Source organism: Methanothrix sp. (genome assembly GCF_016706325.1).
Classification (GTDB): Archaea; Halobacteriota; Methanosarcinia; order Methanotrichales; family Methanotrichaceae; genus Methanothrix.
This window is the reverse complement of sequence record NZ_JADJJX010000001.1, coordinates 361,778-380,861: the sequence shown is the minus strand read 5'-3', so window position 1 is coordinate 380,861 and position 19,084 is coordinate 361,778. Positions and strand designations below refer to the sequence as shown.

16 protein-coding genes, 2 pseudogenes and 1 CRISPR repeat array are annotated in these 19,084 nt (G+C 51.7%); of the genes and pseudogenes, 6 read left to right on the top strand and 12 right to left on the bottom strand.

The window, feature by feature from the left end; translation table 11 throughout:
- Positions 1–68: 68 nt before the first annotated feature.
- The 6 genes from IPI63_RS01990 to IPI63_RS01965 all read right to left on the bottom strand — a co-directional run bounded on the left by IPI63_RS01990 (position 69) and on the right by IPI63_RS01965 (position 4,739).
- Positions 69–425, bottom strand: a complete 357-nt coding sequence (locus IPI63_RS01990; RefSeq protein ID WP_292476342.1) for a hypothetical protein — start codon at positions 423–425, stop codon at positions 69–71.
- Between the two features lie 445 nt (positions 426–870).
- On the bottom strand, positions 871–1,026 hold the full coding sequence (locus tag IPI63_RS01985) for a hypothetical protein (RefSeq protein WP_292476340.1): 156 nt from the start codon (positions 1,024–1,026) through the stop codon (positions 871–873).
- Positions 1,027–1,182: 156 nt separating this feature from the next.
- Complete coding sequence (locus IPI63_RS01980) at positions 1,183–1,818, bottom strand: (Fe-S)-binding protein (RefSeq protein WP_292476339.1); 636 nt, start codon at positions 1,816–1,818, stop codon at positions 1,183–1,185.
- Positions 1,819–1,984: 166 nt separating this feature from the next.
- The gene (locus IPI63_RS01975; RefSeq protein WP_214066193.1) at positions 1,985–2,683 is read right to left on the bottom strand and encodes a GTP-binding protein; all 699 of its coding nucleotides are present in this window, start codon (positions 2,681–2,683) and stop codon (positions 1,985–1,987) included.
- On the bottom strand, positions 2,680–3,423 hold the full coding sequence (locus IPI63_RS01970) for an ATP-binding cassette domain-containing protein (RefSeq protein WP_366850843.1): 744 nt from the start codon (positions 3,421–3,423) through the stop codon (positions 2,680–2,682). Before IPI63_RS01970 ends, IPI63_RS01975 begins: the two co-directional genes overlap by 4 nt.
- 95 nt (positions 3,424–3,518) lie before the next feature.
- Complete coding sequence (locus IPI63_RS01965; RefSeq protein WP_292476335.1) at positions 3,519–4,739, bottom strand: cysteate synthase; 1,221 nt, start codon at positions 4,737–4,739, stop codon at positions 3,519–3,521.
- 223 nt (positions 4,740–4,962) lie between these two features.
- On the opposite strand from IPI63_RS01965, the gene IPI63_RS01960 reads away from it, so the two are divergent.
- The gene (locus tag IPI63_RS01960; protein ID WP_292476333.1) at positions 4,963–5,478 is read left to right on the top strand and encodes a helix-turn-helix domain-containing protein; all 516 of its coding nucleotides are present in this window, start codon (positions 4,963–4,965) and stop codon (positions 5,476–5,478) included.
- Between the two features lie 96 nt (positions 5,479–5,574).
- Here the strand turns inward: IPI63_RS01960 and IPI63_RS01955 are convergent, their stop codons facing one another.
- The 4 genes from IPI63_RS01955 to IPI63_RS01940 all read right to left on the bottom strand — a co-directional run bounded on the left by IPI63_RS01955 (position 5,575) and on the right by IPI63_RS01940 (position 10,169).
- Positions 5,575–6,600 (bottom strand): hypothetical protein, encoded by a 1,026-nt coding sequence (locus IPI63_RS01955; protein WP_292476331.1) that lies wholly within the window; start codon positions 6,598–6,600, stop codon positions 5,575–5,577.
- A 177-nt stretch (positions 6,601–6,777) separates the two neighbouring features.
- Positions 6,778–8,775: a GNAT family N-acetyltransferase gene (locus IPI63_RS01950; protein WP_292476330.1), complete on the bottom strand. Its 1,998-nt coding sequence runs from the start codon at positions 8,773–8,775 to the stop codon at positions 6,778–6,780.
- Between the two features lie 91 nt (positions 8,776–8,866).
- A complete protein-coding gene (locus IPI63_RS01945; protein WP_292476329.1) occupies positions 8,867–9,694 on the bottom strand; it encodes a 23S rRNA (adenine(2030)-N(6))-methyltransferase RlmJ in 828 nt (275 codons plus the stop codon).
- A 10-nt stretch (positions 9,695–9,704) separates the two neighbouring features.
- Positions 9,705–10,169, bottom strand: coding sequence for a hypothetical protein (locus IPI63_RS01940; protein ID WP_292476328.1), 465 nt, complete (start codon positions 10,167–10,169; stop codon positions 9,705–9,707).
- Between the two features lie 365 nt (positions 10,170–10,534).
- On the opposite strand from IPI63_RS01940, the gene IPI63_RS01935 reads away from it, so the two are divergent.
- Complete coding sequence (locus IPI63_RS01935) at positions 10,535–12,235, top strand: ferrous iron transporter B (protein ID WP_292476326.1); 1,701 nt, start codon at positions 10,535–10,537, stop codon at positions 12,233–12,235.
- Between the two features lie 354 nt (positions 12,236–12,589).
- A CRISPR array of direct repeats spans positions 12,590–16,003; the repeat unit is 37 nt; unit sequence GTTTCAATCCCTATCGGGTTTTCGAGTACGTTGCAAC.
- Between the two features lie 111 nt (positions 16,004–16,114).
- Here IPI63_RS01935 and cas2 read toward each other — a convergent pair.
- Both cas2 and cas1 read right to left on the bottom strand, forming a co-directional pair.
- Positions 16,115–16,381: a CRISPR-associated endonuclease Cas2 gene (gene cas2, locus IPI63_RS01930; RefSeq protein WP_292476324.1), complete on the bottom strand. Its 267-nt coding sequence runs from the start codon at positions 16,379–16,381 to the stop codon at positions 16,115–16,117.
- A pseudogene (cas1, locus tag IPI63_RS01925) lies at positions 16,378–16,746 on the bottom strand (CRISPR-associated endonuclease Cas1); the annotation flags it as partial. The gene cas2 and the pseudogene cas1, both read right to left, overlap by 4 nt.
- Before the next feature lie 241 nt (positions 16,747–16,987).
- Here cas1 and istA point away from each other — a divergent pair.
- The 4 genes and pseudogenes from istA to istB all read left to right on the top strand — a co-directional run bounded on the left by istA (position 16,988) and on the right by istB (position 19,042).
- On the top strand, positions 16,988–17,665 hold the full coding sequence (gene istA / locus IPI63_RS01920) for an IS21 family transposase (protein WP_292476321.1): 678 nt from the start codon (positions 16,988–16,990) through the stop codon (positions 17,663–17,665).
- 65 nt (positions 17,666–17,730) lie between these two features.
- Positions 17,731–18,057, top strand: coding sequence for a hypothetical protein (locus tag IPI63_RS13080; protein ID WP_394357577.1), 327 nt, complete (start codon positions 17,731–17,733; stop codon positions 18,055–18,057).
- 280 nt (positions 18,058–18,337) lie between these two features.
- Positions 18,338–18,481 (top strand): hypothetical protein, encoded by a 144-nt coding sequence (locus IPI63_RS01915; protein WP_292476320.1) that lies wholly within the window; start codon positions 18,338–18,340, stop codon positions 18,479–18,481.
- A gap of 64 nt (positions 18,482–18,545) precedes the next feature.
- Positions 18,546–19,042: pseudogene (gene istB, locus IPI63_RS12830) on the top strand (IS21-like element helper ATPase IstB).
- Positions 19,043–19,084: the final 42 nt, after the last annotated feature.

The window sequence follows — 19,084 nt, the reverse complement described above, 5'->3', positions numbered from 1 at the left end:
GGTTCTCAGCCGGCTACAAGGCCGATACCTCAGAACTGGAGGGTCCGGATAAACAACAATAAAGGCAACTATTTATGAACATTAAAATGTTGAATCTGATATTCTCCAGCCGGGACAGGTCGAATCGTCAGCTTGCGCCCTGCCAGGGCGGCGGAGATAAAAAGCAGATCGCTCTCATAGAACCCGGGCTTCTTTGGCCTGCACAAACCTTTGGGATGCTGGTATTGCCTCCCCATACCGTACAGATCCCAGATACTGTATATACCAGCATACAGCTTCTGCCTCTGGAAGGGCTCGGGGCCCTCCCGCCCCGCACCCCCCCTCAGGGGAATGGGCAGGAGCCGTTCGTTGTTTGCATCTGAGAATCGAAGGCTGTTCTGCTCTCGGACATACTGACTTCTCAGACATACTGACTTCTCAGACATACTGACTTCTCAGACATACTGACTTGAATATATTTTTTTGAATATATTACTTTGAACGAAATGCTTATATAGGCATAGGACGTAGGTAATATCGGCAAAAGTCGGTAGTTCTATTTCTCCCTCCTACTCCCAGACTTTTGCCTCCCTCATCAAGCAACATGTTTTATATCATCGCAGCCCAATTCATATGGTGTTCTATATAAAATTTATAGGTATAATACTTCGCAGGGCATAGGGATGAAGAGGAGGATGGATATGGGTTTGGGGATGGAAGAGAGTGCTTTGAGAGGACAGCCTGGATGTTGGCCAACTCCATCATTAATCCGACTCCAACGCCATCCAAAGATAGGATCTCCTGGGCGGCCCGTTTGATCTTTGCCAGGTTGAGCGGCGCAATTGCTACCTCTTCATTCTCATGGCACTTTCTCGGATAGCTGTGCTTCAGTCATAGCTTGCCCTTGAGAAGCTGGTAGACGATATAGACCAAGAGGATGAATACCGCCACTCCTGCCAGGTACCAGATGGTTTTCCAGAGGGCGATGACTATGATCACAGCCAGGGCCAAAATGACGAGGTTCTTGATGGTATTATCGCTTTTCATGTACATTAGATGTGTTGTATTTCGATAAAACAGTTTCGAGGGAGATGACAAGAAGTGGCAAGAGGATCTCCGGAAGGCGGACACTTCAGTGATCGGCCTCGCCTGCCCCATTTGCCTCACCTGCTGCACTTGCCTCAGCCGCCACACCTGCCCCAGCTACCATACCTTCAAGTCAATCCCTTCAATCCTCAGCCTCTCTCCCTCCGAGTGCACCACCACCCCTGAATGCACCTTTTGCATCATGCAGTGCTCGGGAAGGAATCGCACCGTCTCCCCCACCTCCGGCCTTCTCCCCCGGCTGATAGTGCCTTCAAAGGCTAAAACCAGGCATATGCCAATGTCTCCGGGTGCGGGCTGTCCATGCAGCAGATGCACCGGCCCAACCATGTGAACAGTGATGACGCCCTGGCTGGATCTGAGAACCCTGGCAAAATGAATGATGGGGCAGCCCAGTGGCCGGTATCGGAAGATCTCCCCCTCATCCAGCCTGACAGCGGGATTGAAGGGATGCAGATCCTCCCGACAGGATGGCTCCCCAGGCAAGGGGGAGAGGGCAAAATCGGCCCGAAGGCCATCCAGAACGCCGATGATCTCCTGTTCCCCCTCCGATTGGTGGGAGATGCTCAGCAGTCTGGCAATCTCCTCTGCCCGGCTCCGGAACCTCTCCTGCTTGAGAAGCGGACATCTCTCCAGGCCGGCCACATCCACCAGCTTGCTGGCAAACTCCCGGCAGCTTGACAGGCCGCACTCACCACAGTTGTACCCTGGCAGGAGCTTCTCTATCCGCAGCATGACCTCTCAACCTCACCTTCTCCAGCTCTATTCACTCTCTCTCCAGCTCCATTCAACCTCACTCACTCCATTCAACCTCACTCATACTCCGGTCAACCCTTCTCATACTCCGTTCAACCCCCCCCATACCTCATTCAACCCCTCTTCTGCTACATTCGCTCCCTTATCACTCGCCGGTGTATTCCATGAAGCCATCCAGATGGCGGAGCATCCCCCGGTGGTGCACCTTGGAGACGCGCAGCTCGCCTGTGCATAATGTGCAGATGGCCAGCGGAGGGTTATGGCGCAATGTCATCTCTCCTGAGATCTCAGGCCAGCCCAAGATCAGCTCAGCGATCTCATAGGAGCCCTTGCCGGTCAGGCCGTTGGCCTCGATGATCCTGCATCCGGGATTGGCCTCCAGAATGCGTTCTCTGAAGACCTCCCTCTCCGCCTGGGAGACGAGGTCCCCCTTGGTCATGACAGCAGCATCGGCAGTGGTAAGCAACGGCCCCACCTTCAGCGGGCTGTTGGGGCCGGTGGTGACATCGATCACACAGATGGCCAAAGCTCCATCTGGATAGGGAGCACAACGCAGACAGAGCCCTGCAGTCTCGTTGAGCAGAATTCCCGCTCCCTGCTCTCTGGCCCAATCGAGCATCTCATCCACATTGTAGATGGCATAATGATCTGGGCACATATCCTTTGAGAGGCCCACCGCCACAGGCAGGCCGAGGCGTTTGAAGCGGAGGTCATCCTCAGTCCACATGCAATCGATCTTCACCAGAGCAGCAGCAGCCCCTGCCCTGATCAGATCCTTGACGGCATGCATGAGAATCGAGGTCTTGCCCGAGCCTGGCGTTCCCGCCACCACCACCATCCTCAAGCCACTACCTCGCCCTGGCGGATGGTCTCCCGCAGGCCGGTGAGCCAGCCGTCCACCCTCTCGATATCCTTGAAGATCCTCTGCTCCTCATCGCTTGTGCTGATGACCTTGACCATGCCGCCATTCTTCATCACAATCCGGCGGGTGGCCATCAGGGCCAGCATGGGATCATGTGTGACCACCGCCACTATCTTTCCTTCTCCTGAAAGGAGGCGCAAAGCCTCTTGCTTTTTAATTCCCGCATTTTCGATCTCATCGATCAAGACTATTGGCGAGTCGCTTATGACAGCAATGTCCGCCACCATCAGGGCACGAGACTGGCCGCCGCTTAGAATGGTGAGCTGGAACTCCGGGCTTATGGGCTCGCCGGTCAGGGTATTGGCCAGCTCAATTACCTTTTCAGCCAGGCGTGGATCCTTTCCCCTGGATTTGGCATGCATCCGCAGGAACTCTCCCACCTGCATGTCCGCCAGAAAATGCATATTCTGGGAGAGCTGAGCTACAAGCTTCTTTCTCGGGTCGTAGCGCTGCTCATTTTCCGGCACCTGGCCGTTGATCAGAATGCTGCGCCCGCTGGGAGTATCCCCCAGGGCAAACTGCTCTATATCGGCGATAAGAGTGCTCTTGCCCGAGCCTGTGGGCCCCACAATCCCTATTATCTCTCCCCGGCAGATCTCTATCTCAGGGACAAGATCCTGGTGGCCGTTCTTGTCCACCCCTCCCAGGATGGTGAGCGTCAGGGGATGATCATCGGTCTTCAGCCCCTGCCTCTCCTCAGCCCTGAGCAATTCCTCCTCTGCAGACATGATTCTTCTCTCCTTAATGGTCTGGCTCACTATCCTTCCTCCAGAAACGCAATTGCATCCTCCCAGGAGGAGACTGCAACATCCGGCTGCAGCATATGGCGAGGATGATCCTCTTTCAGCCTGAGCATGCCGCCGCCGGTTATATTGAGAAGCACAATCTCCTTAGAGGAGATGCTCTTCTCTTCTATCGACTTTTGCAGTGCTGCCACAGCTACAGCCGGGGCATTGAGAATATCTATCTCCTCGGACTGCTCGAAGAGATCTCTGGCTCTGTTTGCCTCTCTATCGGTGATCCCATAGACCATTCCGCCCGTGGCCTTCAGGGCGTCCCTGACCCCTCCGGGCATATCCAATGGAGGCCTGCGGTTGAAGAGGACATCATCGAACATCTCCTCCTGGTATGGCTCGGGCTCCAGGCCCTTCCAGGCATAATAGATGGGGGCATTGGGGATGTTCTGGGCCAGATGGAGCCTGGGCAAAGGAAGCTCCGGGCGGAAACGGCCATCATCTCTCAGCCGCAGGCTGGCCTCCCAGGCGGATATGCCTCCCGTGCCGCTTCCCACCGCCTGGAAGTAGTGATCTGGCGTCCTTCCCAGGGTTATTGCAGCATCCAGCATCACCGTTCCCATGCCGTCCCTGCGGGCGATATTCCTCGCCCCTCCCTCAGGGGTATAGCCCTCGCGGGATTGCACCCTCTCTGCCATCTGAATGGCATCTAGATAATCTCCTTTGACAGCGATCAGAGTTATCCGGCCTGGTGGTACAATCGTCCACATTCTTTCCAGAGCCTTTTCCGGGACAAATAAAAGCAGCGTCTGGCCTGTCAAGGAGGCGATATGGGCAAATGCGCGGGCGGTGTTTCCTGCTGAGGCCACTACCAGTGATGAGCTATCATCCCTCTCCAGGAGCATCTGCATGGTGGGCGGGGCCTCAAGATCTTTGAAGCTGCAGGTGGGCATCCCCGCCCCCTTCTCCGGCCAGTAGCCATTGAAGCTGATGTAAAGGTTCTCAAGGCCAAGCTCCTTCGCCAGCCCCCGGCTCCTGTAGGTCACCGGCCTGCATGTCGCTTCTTCTATGATCCCCTTGACCGGAAGCCAGTCCATAAACCGCCAGATGCCAGGAAGCTCCTTTATCTCCAGCTGCCTGGACTTATACTCCGCCCGCAATAGCGAGCTATCACGGGGGCAGCTCAAGGAATATGGAGGCTGCACCGATCCATCGCTCACACATCTGAGCCGATATTCTCCCATGAGGGATACCCTCTTCAGCGGGGATATAACGTTTTCTATTTGCGACTAAATTTTATCCTTTTTGTACAAGAAAAGAGGCCTTGCCATCACATTTAGGTTATATCGCCGATGATAGCGCTCTAATAGCCTGCCCTCTTCGTTCTTCTTACTTTATCTTTTTGGTTCGACCTGGAGAGCGAACTATCCTAAAAGTAGAAATATTAGCTGTTGCATACCCAATAGTATGTCAAATGTGGAGAGGGTGATGAAGGCCTCCTTCCAGTCGGATGAGAGCCTGCGTGATACTCTGAAAGAGGTTATCGGGGAGCTGGGCCTCTCTGCGCGGGAGTTCTCCCGGGTCTCTGAGATCCCCCAGAGCACCCTTTATAAGATCCTCTCCGGCCACCGGGAGCCGAATATCACCACTCTGCGCCAGATCGTCAGAACCATTCGCCAGTTGGAGGGCCCTGGTGGGGATTTCATCGCCATAATCGCCGCCCGACCCGTCCTGGACAAGATCAGTGAGAAGAAGATGAGAATTGGTGAGAGGATGCTGACCCTAAGAGAGTACTCAGCGACAAATATCGAGGAGGCGATAATCGCCGCAGTGAGAGCAGAGAGGGATGGAGCCTCGGCTCTGGTCTGCGCTCCCATCGTCAGCCCCACAGTGGAGAAGCTTCTTGGCATCCCGGTAGCCACTATCATACCCCAGGAGAGCGTCGTCCGGGCGATCGAGGTTGCCGCCAGGAAGATCGAGTGAAGCCGAGAATCATCAAGTCGAGGAGGGCAGAAGAGCTTTCAGGCGGTCAATTGATGCATTCACCCTTTCATCAAAAAAATTAAAGATTTGAATTCATCAGATGGTGAATCTATATGCCACCCCGCTTAAGAACCTTCCCGCCTCCCGGTAGCTCTTGCCATCCTTTGTGATCACTATGGTATGCCACATGTCCCCGGGAACAGTAAACCGATAGATGCCATCGGACAGGTCTCTTCCAAATCCCTCTGTGCCGACATAATCTCCATCAAGATAAATGTCGTATCCTGAGAGCCAGCTTGACCTGAGGGTCACAGAGGATGTGCCGCTGGCCGGGGCAGGGACATATGGATCCTGATCCTTCCAGGCATCTGGGACCTGGCCGTAGACATAGATATAGATGTAGTTGCTCCATCCATTGCAGTAATACTGCAGGATATGCCAGCCTGGAACATCTCCATTGAACCATTTCTTATTCCATCCGGCAGAGGAATAGCCCAGATATTTTACCCTCAGCTCACCACTGGGATACCACTCATAGAACCAGACCGGCCCGGAGGAGGAGGTCTGCAGCCACATGGGCTGCCAGCCGAACAGACGGCAGGCTCCTGTGACCTGAGGAAAATCGCTCACATAAAGCCTATTTTTTGCTCTTAACACCCCCGGCTCTGCCGCCTTGCTGCTGGATGGATAGCTGTACTCGACCCCGGACATTGCCCTCTTCTGCTGGTCGGAGGAGAGGTCAGTGGCAGATGTAAGTGAATCCTCGGCCCTGCCGGAACTGGGCGCCTCTTTATAATCTGCAATGGATGATTCCAAAGGTATATCCAGCCCCAGGCTATACGGGCTGCTGGGGGCTGTGGGAGCAGGAGCGCCAAAAGGAGCATCTGTCTGATAGAACGGGCTCTCCTTGATGCTGGAGCCTCTCCTGGCCAGGTCGAATCCATCGGATTGGGAATATTGATCCAGCCTTCCATCGGGATGGTACTGATCCTCCGAGAGATATGGGGCGTTCGCATACTGGCTCTTTGTATAACCCCGTTCAAAGTCCGGCTGGCCGTGGGCAGACACCGCCATGAGGAGGACAAAAATGCTCACCATGCTCAGAAAAATGGTTTTATTCATTCACCTCACCTCGATCTTGATACAATCTTACACTCCCCTTTGATTCAATTCTCAAGTTCTCTATCCATTATCAGGACAGATTATATTTTAATCGTTCTCCTGGGTAAAAAAAGTATGTCTTGTATGAGCCTTATGAAGGACCTATCACCGGCCCGTCTCCCCCCCGAGGGAGATACATCAAGGGAACATGGCCACCAGCTCATAGACCCCGGAATCCCGCCTCTTGCTGACTGCAAACCCCATTCTTTTAAAGAGGTGGAATACGGGATCGTTTCCTGCCAGGACCTCAGCCGTGAATCCAAGGAGGCCCTGCCTTTTCGCGAGATATGTCAGATATGCCAGCAGCTCGCCTCCTATTCCATGGTTCTGGCAGTCATCCCTCACCACCAAGGCCACATCAGCAGTGAACATATCGCTGTTGATATCATACTGGCCCAATCCGCAGATGGACTCCATGCCATCCTCCTCTCTGACCGCCAACAGGACCATCTTCTGGAAGTAATCCACTGCAGCAAGCTTCTGAAGCTCCTGGTGAGGAATATCCCTCCGGGCAGAGATGAACCTCTGGTACATGCTCTCATCGGAGAGAGAGTAGAAGAAATCCTTGAGCAGGGGCTCATCGCTGATCTTCACCGGGCGCAAAAGGACTCCAAGGCCGGTTTTAGTCGTCTTCCAGGCCTCCAGCTCCTCCGGGTACTCCCCCTGTGCTCCGGGTATGAAGGCCTGATCAGGATAAATCAGGCGCATCCTCTTCGCCTCCTCGATCAGCCAGAGGCGGAATATGGGGTGAGCAATGGCGATAAGAGCCATAGCCCTCTCTCTGATGTTCTTTCCATGCAGGTAGGCGATGCCGTACTCGGTTACCACATAATGTATATCGCCCCGGGTCAGTGTGACTCCTGCCCCCTCCTTGAGGAAAGGCACTATCCTGGAGACCCTCCCCCCCTCCTGGGAGGCCTCTTTATGCCCCTTATCTTCTCTATACCCTTTCTCTTCTCTATCCCATTTATCCCTGGAATCTGCGCTGGTGATCAGGGCGGTGGAGGGCAGAGCGAGGATGGTCTTTCCCTCCGGTGCAATTGCCGTGCCCCGCATGAAATCCGCCTGGCCCCCGATGCCGCTGTAGAAGCTGTGACCCAGGGATTCTGCTGTGGCCTGGCCGGTGAGATCGATCTCCAGGGCGCTGTTGATGGCGATCATCTTTCTGTTCTGGGCGATGATGAGGGGGTTGTTGGTGTAGTCTATGGCTCTGAACTCTATGCTATCATTGCCCCGCAGGAATTCATATGTCGAGCGGCGGCCCATGCAGAAGGTGGCGATGGTCTTTCCTGGATTGATGCTCTTATTGCTATTGTCCACCACCCCATCCCTGATGAGCCCGGCTATGCCATCGCTCAGTAGCTCAGAATGCACCCCAAGATGCTTTTTCTTCTTCAGGCTGGAGACGATGGCATTGGGAATGCTCCCGTATCCCACCTGGATGGTCGAGCCATCCTCCACGATCCTGGCCACATACCTTCCTATCCTCTGGGCGATCTCCTCTGGCATGTCCTCTATGTACTCCAGGAGGGGCTCGTCCCAGGGGATCAGATAGTCCACATCATCTATAGAGATCCAGCCGTCGCCATTGACTGCAGGCATATGAGAGTTGGGCTGGGCGATTACAAGGCCCGCTTTCTCCACTGCAGTGCGGACGATATCCACGCTTATCCCCAGGTTCAGCCTGCCCTCCTCGTCCGGCGGGGTGGTCTGAATCAGAGCAACATCCAGGGGTATTCTCTCCGATCGGATCAGATGAGGGAGGTTGGAGAGGAAGATGGGGGTATAGTCAGCATCGCCCCGGTTGACGGCGTTTCTGGTATGGTCGCCGATAAAAAAGGAGTTCAGCCGGAAGTTGCTCTGGAACTTCTCGTCAGTATATGGCGCTACCCCAAGGGTGACTATGTTTATCAGCTCAGCATCAAGAAAGGATTTGGGCTGCTCTTTGACGAAATCAAGGAGCGACCTGACCAGGTGCTGAGGCTCCCCGCAACCTGTTCCAATGAATATCCTGTTCCCGGGGCGAATCTCCCGGAAGATAAAGCGTTCCAGATCCCTGAACTTGCCCGGCCACCTCTTCTTTATATCATGCCAGAATGCTTCATTGTATGATTTTGGGTCGAGTGGCCTTTGCATTTCCAGCTCCTGAGTGATAGCATAGTTATGGTTCCTGCTGCCTCCTGTGGACGGGCCTGGGATGCACTTTCTATGCTCTGATATGTTATAATTATTTCGATGAAGCCGATATATGAAGAAAAGCCCTTGCCCTTCTGGAGAGGTGACTGAGGAGGGCTGTATGCGGAGATGCTGCTCGTATGCTGCAGCCAGCAGCTTTGGCATAATCAAGCCCAATCTGAGAGAAGAGAAGGGGAAATTCAGTGGGATGATCAGAGGGGCTCATCGATTCTTTCATATGCCAGCATAACACCGTCCAGCCCGATTCACTGGCCATGCAGAAGAGCTCCTCAGCCGCCCTTCTTTCTCCGGGGGAGGTGAAGGGTGGATCGATGAGAAGAAGGCCGGGGGGTGCTCTTCTCAACAGGGACATGCACCCGGAAAAACCGTCCCCCAGATGAAACGATATGGATGAACGATCGAGGCGCCCGTGATCGGAGCGCCCATGACCAGGGCACCCCTGACCAGGGTGCCCATGACCAAGGAATTCATTCCAGGCTGCTTCGACTGCAGGATCTATATCCCAGATCTCCATCTTGAGATCGGCCTTCTTTCTTTTTGCCAGCTTTGCTAGCAGCAGTGCAGATCCAGGATAGCATTCTATCTGCAAAGGGGAGGATGGCTCAGAGGGGTTCGCCTCCGCCAGAATATCGAAGTAGGGAAAGTCTTTTAGGAGAGGCAGAGCCGGCCAGATCCTGCCGATTCCGCTCTCCCAATCACCAGATGGCTTTAAGGCATACTTCGGGCGTCCTACATGGCTTTCAGCATAAACCAAGCTGCTATCGGGGGTGAGGAGGCAATCTGCCACCTCCAGCAGGAGGAAATGCTTCCATAGATCGCCGGCATTGCCTGCATGCTCTCTGTGATCGTAATGGCCCATCAGTGTGGCTTTATTCGTTCTGGTACATCTTCTTGGCGATATTGAAGGCCTGGGCGGGGGTGGCTACGGCTATCTTGTGGGACTCCTCGAAGTTGGCCTTGGAGGCGGCAGCAGCCGTGGCAGCAGTGCGGAGCAGCTTCTTGTCCACCTCATTGGTCAGCCAGCGGGCCCCTCCTATCCCCACCAATAAGGCGCCGGCGATGGAGGATATCGAGACGGAGATCTCCTCGGTTCCAATTCCTGTGGCTGTGCCAAACAGTACGGCATCGGCAAAGGCTCCATAAAGGCCCCAGGAGACGAAAGCAGCAACTGCTCCCAGGAGGATGTTGCCCGCAAAACCAGGCCGGATGATTGTGACCTCCCCTGCACACTCCTCACTGGGCTTGATGAAGCCGTTATCGCTTACAAGCGCATTCACAATTCCCCCTACTGCACCGCTCAGCATGATGACTCCAATCGGTATTAGCATCGTCATTGGCATTTGCGTCCTCCCTCGAACTTATCTCCGGTTCCGGATCGGCGATACCATCTTAATGGGGCTGGCCATTAAGAATCGATGAATCCGGATCGGATCATATCTCAATAATTTTTTTAAGAATGATTAAAGTTTATACTATTTGAACTTTGCGTTAATTTTTAGATAATTCACCTTTGCAGGCAACTTATAGGTCAGCAATGAGAAAGCAATGAGAAAGCAATGAGAAAGCAATGAGCAAGCAATAAGCCTCATATCATCGGTTAAGTTCTATTACAGCATCCTTCCAGCGGCAAACCAAACTTTTATATAGCTGGTTGCAGATAGGGCCTCGACTAGATGCGAATGAGAGGGAGCAGTAGGTCTTGAAGATCCTTCTTATGGGAAACCCCAATGTGGGAAAGAGTGTGATCTTCTCCCGGCTAACAGGAATCGAGGTGGTCTCGGCCAACTATCCTGGAACCACCATCGAGTATACAGAGGGGCGAATGAAGCTGGGAGAGAGGATGGCCACCCTGGTCGATCCGCCGGGCGTCTACTCTCTCGAACCCACCTCCAAGGTGGAGGAGGTGACCGGCCAGATCCTGGAGCAGGGAGCTGATGTGGTGGTGAATGTGATCGACTCCACCAATCTGGAGAGAAACCTCAACCTTACCCTGCAGATCCTGGAGAGGGGCATTCCCACTGTGGTGGCCCTGAATCTATGGGATGTGGCCACCCGAAAAGGGATAGAGATCGATACCAGCCTCCTGGCAGAGGAGCTGGGGGTGGATGTGGTCCCCACAGTGGCAGTGAGCGGCCAGGGGATATACGATCTGGTGGAGGCCATAGGAAGGGCAAAAGTCCCTCATCCGGTGCAATTTGAGTCATCTGATCAGCGATGGGTGCGGATCGGGGAGATATCTGAGAGGTGCCAGAGGGTTCTGCACAGGCATCCATCTCTTCTTGACCGGCTGGAGGACATCTCTCTTAAGCCCTGGACAGGCATTCCCATTGCCCTATTGCTCTTGTATCTCTCCTTCAGCCTGGTAATCGAGATCGGTGAGATGCTGCAGTTGGAGGTCACAGACCCCCTCTTCACTGCTTACTCGATTTTCATCACCGATGTGGTGCACAGGCATATCAGCTCAGATCTGATCAGGGAGATACTGGTTGGCAGCAGTCCGGAGCTACTGAAGTCCTTTGGAATCCTGACCACCGGCCTGTACATCCCTCTGGGAATAGTCCTGCCTTTCCTGATTCCCTTCTATCTTCTGCTGGGCATTCTGGAGGATATCGGCTACCTTCCCAGGCTGAGCGTCATCCTGGATGCCTTCATGCACCGGATAGGTCTGCATGGTGCTGCTATCCTGCCCTGTGTGCTGGGGATGGGTTGCAGCGTTCCCGCTGTTCTCTCAGTAAGAATACTGGAGTCGCCCAAGCAGAGATACCTTGCTGCCACTCTGATGACCATGGCCATTCCCTGTGCCTCTCAGAGTGCTATGATATTCGGCATCCTCGCTCCCCATGGGCTCAGGTATATCTTCATAGTCTATGCCACCTTATTTCTCTCCTTTGTGGTCACAGGCTATCTGCTCCACCGGCTAATCGGCGGGGAGTCGCCGGAGATCTTCATGGAGATTCCACCCTACCGCATGCCGAATCCAAAGGCCCTCTCGAAGAAGACCTTCGTCCGGGTGCGGGAGTTTCTGAAAGAGGCTGTACCCTATATCGGCCTGGGCATGCTGATAATGAACTTCTTCTATCTGAGCGGTCTGATGCATCTGATCGGCGAGGAGCTAAAGCCGGTTGTATCCGGCCTTCTAGGCCTTCCCAGCGACGCCGCCACTGCATTGATCATCGGCTTTCTGCGCAAGGACGTTGGAATAGGCATGTTCGCCCCTCTGGATATGTCTCCGGTGCAGTATGTCATAGCGGCAGTGGTCCTGGCCATGTATATGCCCTGTGTGGCCACATTCATGGTGATGCTCAAGGAGCTGGGCGTCTCGGGGACGGCAAAATCAGTGGCACTGCGGCTTGTCGCCGCACTGGTGGTGGGAACTGCCCTCAACCTCATTCTCAACTAACGTCCCGCCATTGATCAAAAGAGGCAGACAGTTGGCGCAACACCAGCCCTCCTGGCGGCGGCGGGGTTTGGTTATAAGCTCAGGCTATAACTGCATCAGGCTGGCAGTCTGGCGGATGCACGCCCATGAAGACGATCCTCTCCTCTGCTCTCCCTTCTGCAGGTCCCAGGTCGACGATCATTACACGATCTTCATCGTGTTTTCTCTTGAATCAAGCATCATAACATTTGTTTGATAAGAAAATAGGCTCCATGCATATCGATAGATCTCTCCTGCATGCGATTGATGTCTTTGAGAATGCCTTCATGCCATGACCTATTTTCATGCCTCATGGGTGCCTAGCCAGGCATGACGGTTTCAATCCCTATCGGGTGTTCGAGTACGCTGCAACGGCGCTGGGGAGGCTGGCCCTACGGGCCCTACTGGTCCGTTTCAATCCCTATCGGGTTTTCGAGTACGTTGCAACTTACGCCTTCTCCGGATCCAGTTATGTGAATACTCTGTTTCAATCCCTATCGGGTTTTCGAGTACGTTGCAACTTACGCCTTCTCCGGATCCAGTTATGTGAATACTCTGTTTCAATCCCTATCGGGTTTTCGAGTACGTTGCAACACGCCAGGCTTTCCGTCTGGTGACATGCTGATGAGCTGTTTCAATCCCTATCGGGTTTTCGAGTACGTTGCAACTCTTTGGTTCCAGGCGCATGGTGCCAACACGGTGAGTTTCAATCCCTATCGGGTTTTCGAGTACGTTGCAACTTTCTGGCAGCCGGCACTTCTATAATCATATTGGCGTTTCAATCCCTATCGGGTTTTCGAGTACGTTGCAACACTGAAGGGCTGGCAGATCGTCATAAATGGGAAGCGGTTTCAATCCCTATCGGGTTTTCGAGTACGTTGCAACATCACAACTTCATCTCCTACGGCCATGCCGGTTACAGTGTTTCAATCCCTATCGGGTTTTCGAGTACGTTGCAACGTCACAAGTTCATCTCCTACGGCCATGCCGGTTACAGTGTTTCAATCCCTATCGGGTTTTCGAGTACGTTGCAACATCACATCAAAGGTCTGTCCGACCTCAATATTATGCGGTTTCAATCCCTATCGGGTTTTCGAGTACGTTGCAACGCTACGGTCGATCCTGCCAGCAGCGCCTCTGGGTTTGTTTCAATCCCTATCGGGTTTTCGAGTACGTTGCAACGGCAATTCGAAGTATCCTGGCATATCAAAGCCTCATATGTTTCAATCCCTATCGGGTTTTCGAGTACGTTGCAACTTACTCTATCCTGTGTCACTTTTTATCACCTTTTGTAGTTTCAATCCCTATCGGGTTTTCGAGTACGTTGCAACGTCCGGTGCACCCCAACCACAGAGAATAATTGGGTTGTTTCAATCCCTATCGGGTTTTCGAGTACGTTGCAACTGCGGACCTTATCGGCAGGCCCGCTGCCGTTATTGCCGTTTCAATCCCTATCGGGTTTTCGAGTACGTTGCAACTATCTTTGCCGCCGATCCTGTAGGACAGCTAAATAAGTTTCAATCCCTATCGGGTTTTCGAGTACGTTGCAACTAGGTTTCGCTTGTGTTGCTGGTCGCGATCTTCCGGCGTTTCAATCCCTATCGGGTTTTCGAGTACGTTGCAACAGCGATGCGTCCACGGGGATATCTCAGTGATATCTTGTTTCAATCCCTATCGGGTTTTCGAGTACGTTGCAACGAATAGAATCCAGGGAATCATAAACAGGGCATATTATGTTTCAATCCCTATCGGGTTTTCGAGTACGTTGCAACAGCGCCTTCCCAGATCGGCCAGGACCGTAAAATATAGTTTCAATCCCTATCGGGTTTTCGAGTACGTTGCAACGGTCCCTTGGCGTCGCTCCAGATCGTCGCCCTTCCGGTTTCAATCCCTATCGGGTTTTCGAGTACGTTGCAACTTATCTGTGTCAGTTTTACTATGAAAGAAAATTTAAAGTTTCAATCCCTATCGGGTTTTCGAGTACGTTGCAACTTCTAGCTCGTCGCATGTTTCGGCGGACTTCTACGTTTCAATCCCTATCGGGTTTTCGAGTACGTTGCAACTGAACTGAAATGGTAATATCATTAGATGATATTTCGGTTTCAATCCCTATCGGGTTTTCGAGTACGTTGCAACACTTTTCTTCAAAATATTTGTCAGTATCCGCATCAGTTTCAATCCCTATCGGGTTTTCGAGTACGTTGCAACGATGGTGGTGATGTTTCATGAATGTCGCAACCTGATCGGTTTCAATCCCTATCGGGTTTTCGAGTACGTTGCAACCAATTTCTCACCAATAGAACACGGCAAACATTGGCTGGTTTCAATCCCTATCGGGTTTTCGAGTACGTTGCAACTCTTATGTGACTGTCGCCGAAGCAGAAGCCTACTTTGTTTCAATCCCTATCGGGTTTTCGAGTACGTTGCAACGGTCTTGTGGCTGTGCAGGCACCACAAGGCCAATACGTTTCAATCCCTATCGGGTTTTCGAGTACGTTGCAACCATGGATTGATTGCATGTGCCTCCTTCTGCAGCCCAGTTTCAATCCCTATCGGGTTTTCGAGTACGTTGCAACTGCGATATCGATATCCGGCGGATAGATCCTTCTCCAGTTTCAATCCCTATCGGGTTTTCGAGTACGTTGCAACCAAGCCAGAGACAATGAGCTTACAGCCATGAGGCTGGTTTCAATCCCTATCGGGTTTTCGAGTACGTTGCAACGATTAGCCGGGCTGTCGTGGAACTCGTCCAAAAAAAGTTTCAATCCCTATCGGGTTTTCGAGTACGTTGCAACCACTAAGTTCCTTTCGTATAATATTTCTAATGTCGGGTTTCAATCCCTATCGGGTTTTCGAGTACGTTGCAACTGTACTTGCGAAATGTGGATACAGTTCAAAATATATTGGTTTCAATCCCTATCGGGTTTTCGAGTACGTTGCAACACTGGATAAAGGAGATGTGTAAAATGAGATGATATAAGTTTCAATCCCTATCGGGTTTTCGAGTACGTTGCAACTGTCGCCAGGTGGGCCAAAGCCCCCAACCGCGAAAAGTTTCAATCCCTATCGGGTTTTCGAGTACGTTGCAACCTCATCGGGAATGGTGAAACCCCAGTAATAGAAAAGTTTCAATCCCTATCGGGTTTTCGGTACGTTGCAACGTATCTGCATAACTCTCTATGCGCTCAGCAATAGAGAGTTTCAATCCCTATCGGGTTTTCGAGTACGTTGCAACGTTACCTTTTGGAGCAGCGTATTATCTTGGTACATAGTTTCAATCCCTATCGGGTTTTCGAGTACGTTGCAACGTCCTGGGGGGTGCTATCCCAGCGGACCACATGGCCGAGGTTTCAATCCCTATCGGGTTTTCGAGTACGTTGCAACGGCTCTCTTGCCTCTCCTGTCCGGCAAGGAGCTATCCGTTTCAATCCCTATCGGGTTTTCGAGTACGTTGCAACGGGGCCATTGCAGCCATGGGGCTTGTTGAGGGAGATGTTTCAATCCCTATCGGGTTTTCGAGTACGTTGCAACGGCTCTCTTGCCTCTCCTGTCCGGCAAGGAGCTATCCGTTTCAATCCCTATCGGGTTTTCGAGTACGTTGCAACGATCTTAGCCGTCGTTCCTGTAGGACAGTTAAATAAGTTTCAATCCCTATCGGGTTTTCGAGTACGTTGCAACTTAGACAGGGAGTACTATGCAAAATATGCCCGGTGGTTTCAATCCCTATCGGGTTTTCGAGTACGTTGCAACGGCACCACTAGAATGGCCCTTCTTGGCTATAATCCTTTCTAAAAGCCGGAAAATAAGGCCTCCAGGAATGGACCTCTTCCGTACCAGGCCTTTATAAAGATCCAAGAAAAACTAGATCACATTGGATTTCTTCTCTGGTGTCTTTAGTCCGAGATCGGTAATAGCACCTACGCAGCGCTCACATAGCTCATAGACGCGCACCTTATCACCATCATCAATCTCTGCTTTTATATCATCTTCCATCTGCAGGCGTTGAATGTCGCTGATCTCCAGCTCAAAGACGCTATACTGTTTCCAGGCCCCATAGCTCTCCAGGATCTTGAAGACCCTGGTACGAGTGCGATTATCGCTTATATCATAAGTGACTGCCAATCTCATTTTCTGAACTCCAGAGGGTAGTATTTCTTCAGCTCGCCAGTTATCGCTTTTCTCAGCAATATGGCCTGCAGTCTCACTGCCTTGCGTCGCGAGACAGTATAGCCGAACCGAGGATGAGTGAATTCCTCTTGCATATAGTCATCAAACTTCTCTAAGTAGATCTTGAAGGCATAATCCTTGAGGTGATTGTCCATCTTGAAGTCTTCATGCTTCAGCATAGCCTTGTTTATCAGCCGGAGGGCAAATGCATCGCAGAAAATTGGCCTGAACTCCTCTTGGAGATCCAGTGCTAGCGCAGGCCGTCCATGTCTATCAGCATGCAGTATTCCTAAGAACGGATCCAGATTATATTGTCGCAGAGCTGTATTCGCCGACTCAATTTTGACCCCCCTATTTAAGGAAACGCCAGTTCGTTTTTGACCCCCCCCCCAAAAAGGAAAGCCTTCCCTCTCCAAGTACTCTGAGAGGTGGGCGGTAAGGTGAAAACGATGGCAGATGTACGTAGAATCGTAGACCTGTACGAACTCCATAAGTCCTACAAAAAGTAGCCCGCGAACTGAACATATCCCGGAACACTGTGAAAAGTATCTTCATCAGGTCAAAGATGTGCAAGAAGGATTGGCGGAGGAGATCATTCCCAAAAACCGAAAGATCGTTCAACCCTCTCGCGTTCTCACTGATCTTGTCCGTCAGAAGATACATCAATATCTTGAGTCAAACATGGGATGCCCCAAAAAACAACGACTCACGGCAAAAAGAATCTGGGAGCTTCTCGTCCAGGATGGTCATAAAATAGGTTATACCACGGTCAAGGACGAAGTTGTCCGCTGGAAACGCACTAATGCACCCCGAGAGGTGTTTATCTTGCAGGAGCCGCGCATTGGTCAGCGTGCAGAATTCGATTGGGGCGAAGTCACACTCAATATCGCCGGAGTATGGCAGAAATTCTACCTTGCGGTCTTCGTCTTGCCCTTCTCGCTCTATCGATTTGCTCGCCTCTATAACAGATCAACCCGTCTGGAAGTGATCCAGGCCCACATCGAATTCTTCCGCGAGATCGGCTCAGTTCCCGAGGCGATATTCTATGACAGAATGGCTGCTGTATACGATTCTCGAAAGCAGCAGTTCAATGATAAATTTCTGGAATTCTCTATGCATTTCGGTTTTCAGCCCTGTGTCTGCAATCCAGCTTCACCTAACGAGAAAGGGACAGACGAAGAAAGTGTAGGCTATGTCCGGCGTGCCACTTTCAGCGAAAGGGAGTTCATTTGCATCCATAAATGAGGCTGCTGAATGGCTAAAAATGCGCCTTGGCGAGATAAACGGCCATCCTGTCTATCGTCGATCCGATGCCGGTCCAGGGCCTTGATCAAGAGCGAGCCTTGATGCATCCATTGCCAACACTCGAATTTGAAAACTGCGAACTGAAACGTGCAACTATTTCGCGGTATTCATTGGTAAAATTTGACGGGAACTTCTACTCAATTCCGGATACATACCGTCCTCGATATATTACACTGAAGATGTTGGTGGATAGGATCGAGTTCCTTGATGGAAACGATATCATTGCAGTTCATCGTCGATTGGCTGGGAATCAAAGTATTCGCTTGATATCGCTCATTACATCAAGACTTTTCATCGCAAACCGGGTGCGCTCCCAAATTCCAGAGTTTTAGCTCAGGCAGATGAACTGATTCGGGATGCTTTCAATCGCTATTATGCGAATGATCCAAAAAAATTTCTGCTATTCTTGACCTGATAAAAGAGACCCCCCTGAAAATTTTCAACCGCTCTTGCGATCCTAAAAGAACAGAACATCCATCCGACCAGCGATAGCATTCGGTTTTTGCTTCATCAAACCAATGCTCTGATGGTTGAGCCCTTGACATCGAGGGTGGTTTCGAGGTCCTGGAGCCGGATCTCACCATATTCGATCAGTTTATGGAGGGATAGACTGTGGAACCGAATCTTGCAGATCTATGTAAACAGTTGCGACTGAGCGGAGTCTACAACTACGTCCTGGACTATCAGCCTGATAATGAGGATATGCTGCAGTTTCTGACTTCAGCATTGCAGTCGAACTCGACAAGAGACATCTGAACCGCCAGATGAGAGCGCTTCGGCAAGCCGGCTTTCCGACAAAAAGAGGTTCGAGGATCTATTGATGGATGATTTGCCGCAAGATGGGCGAGAGGCTATTCCTGAACTAAAAGCGCTTGCGTTTCTTAAAGAAAGGAGGAATGTTATTCTCATCGGAAATTCAGGAACCGGCAAGACTCATATGGCTATTGCGGTAGGGATCAAAGCATGCGAGGAGAACTATCGAGTTGTATTTCGCTCCGCAGCGGCATTGGTCAATGAGATGATCGAAGCGAGAAAAGATAACAGGCTCTCAATTTATATCAAACAGTTTAAAAGGTTGATCTCCTCATAATTGATGAGCTTGGGTACGTAACATTTGATCTCGCTGCTGCTGAATTGCTATTTCAGTTGCTTGCAGCACGATATGAGACTATGAGTACTATCATTACCTCGAACCTGGGATTTTCAGATTGGGTGAAGGTATTCCATGACAGGACTCTAACCGCAGCAATTCTGGATAGGATTACCCACCACGCGCTGATACTGAACATGAACGGAGAGAGTTTCCGCAGAAAGTAGCGAGACGTGAACTTTATACTCTATGAGTTAGGTTAGTCGTCT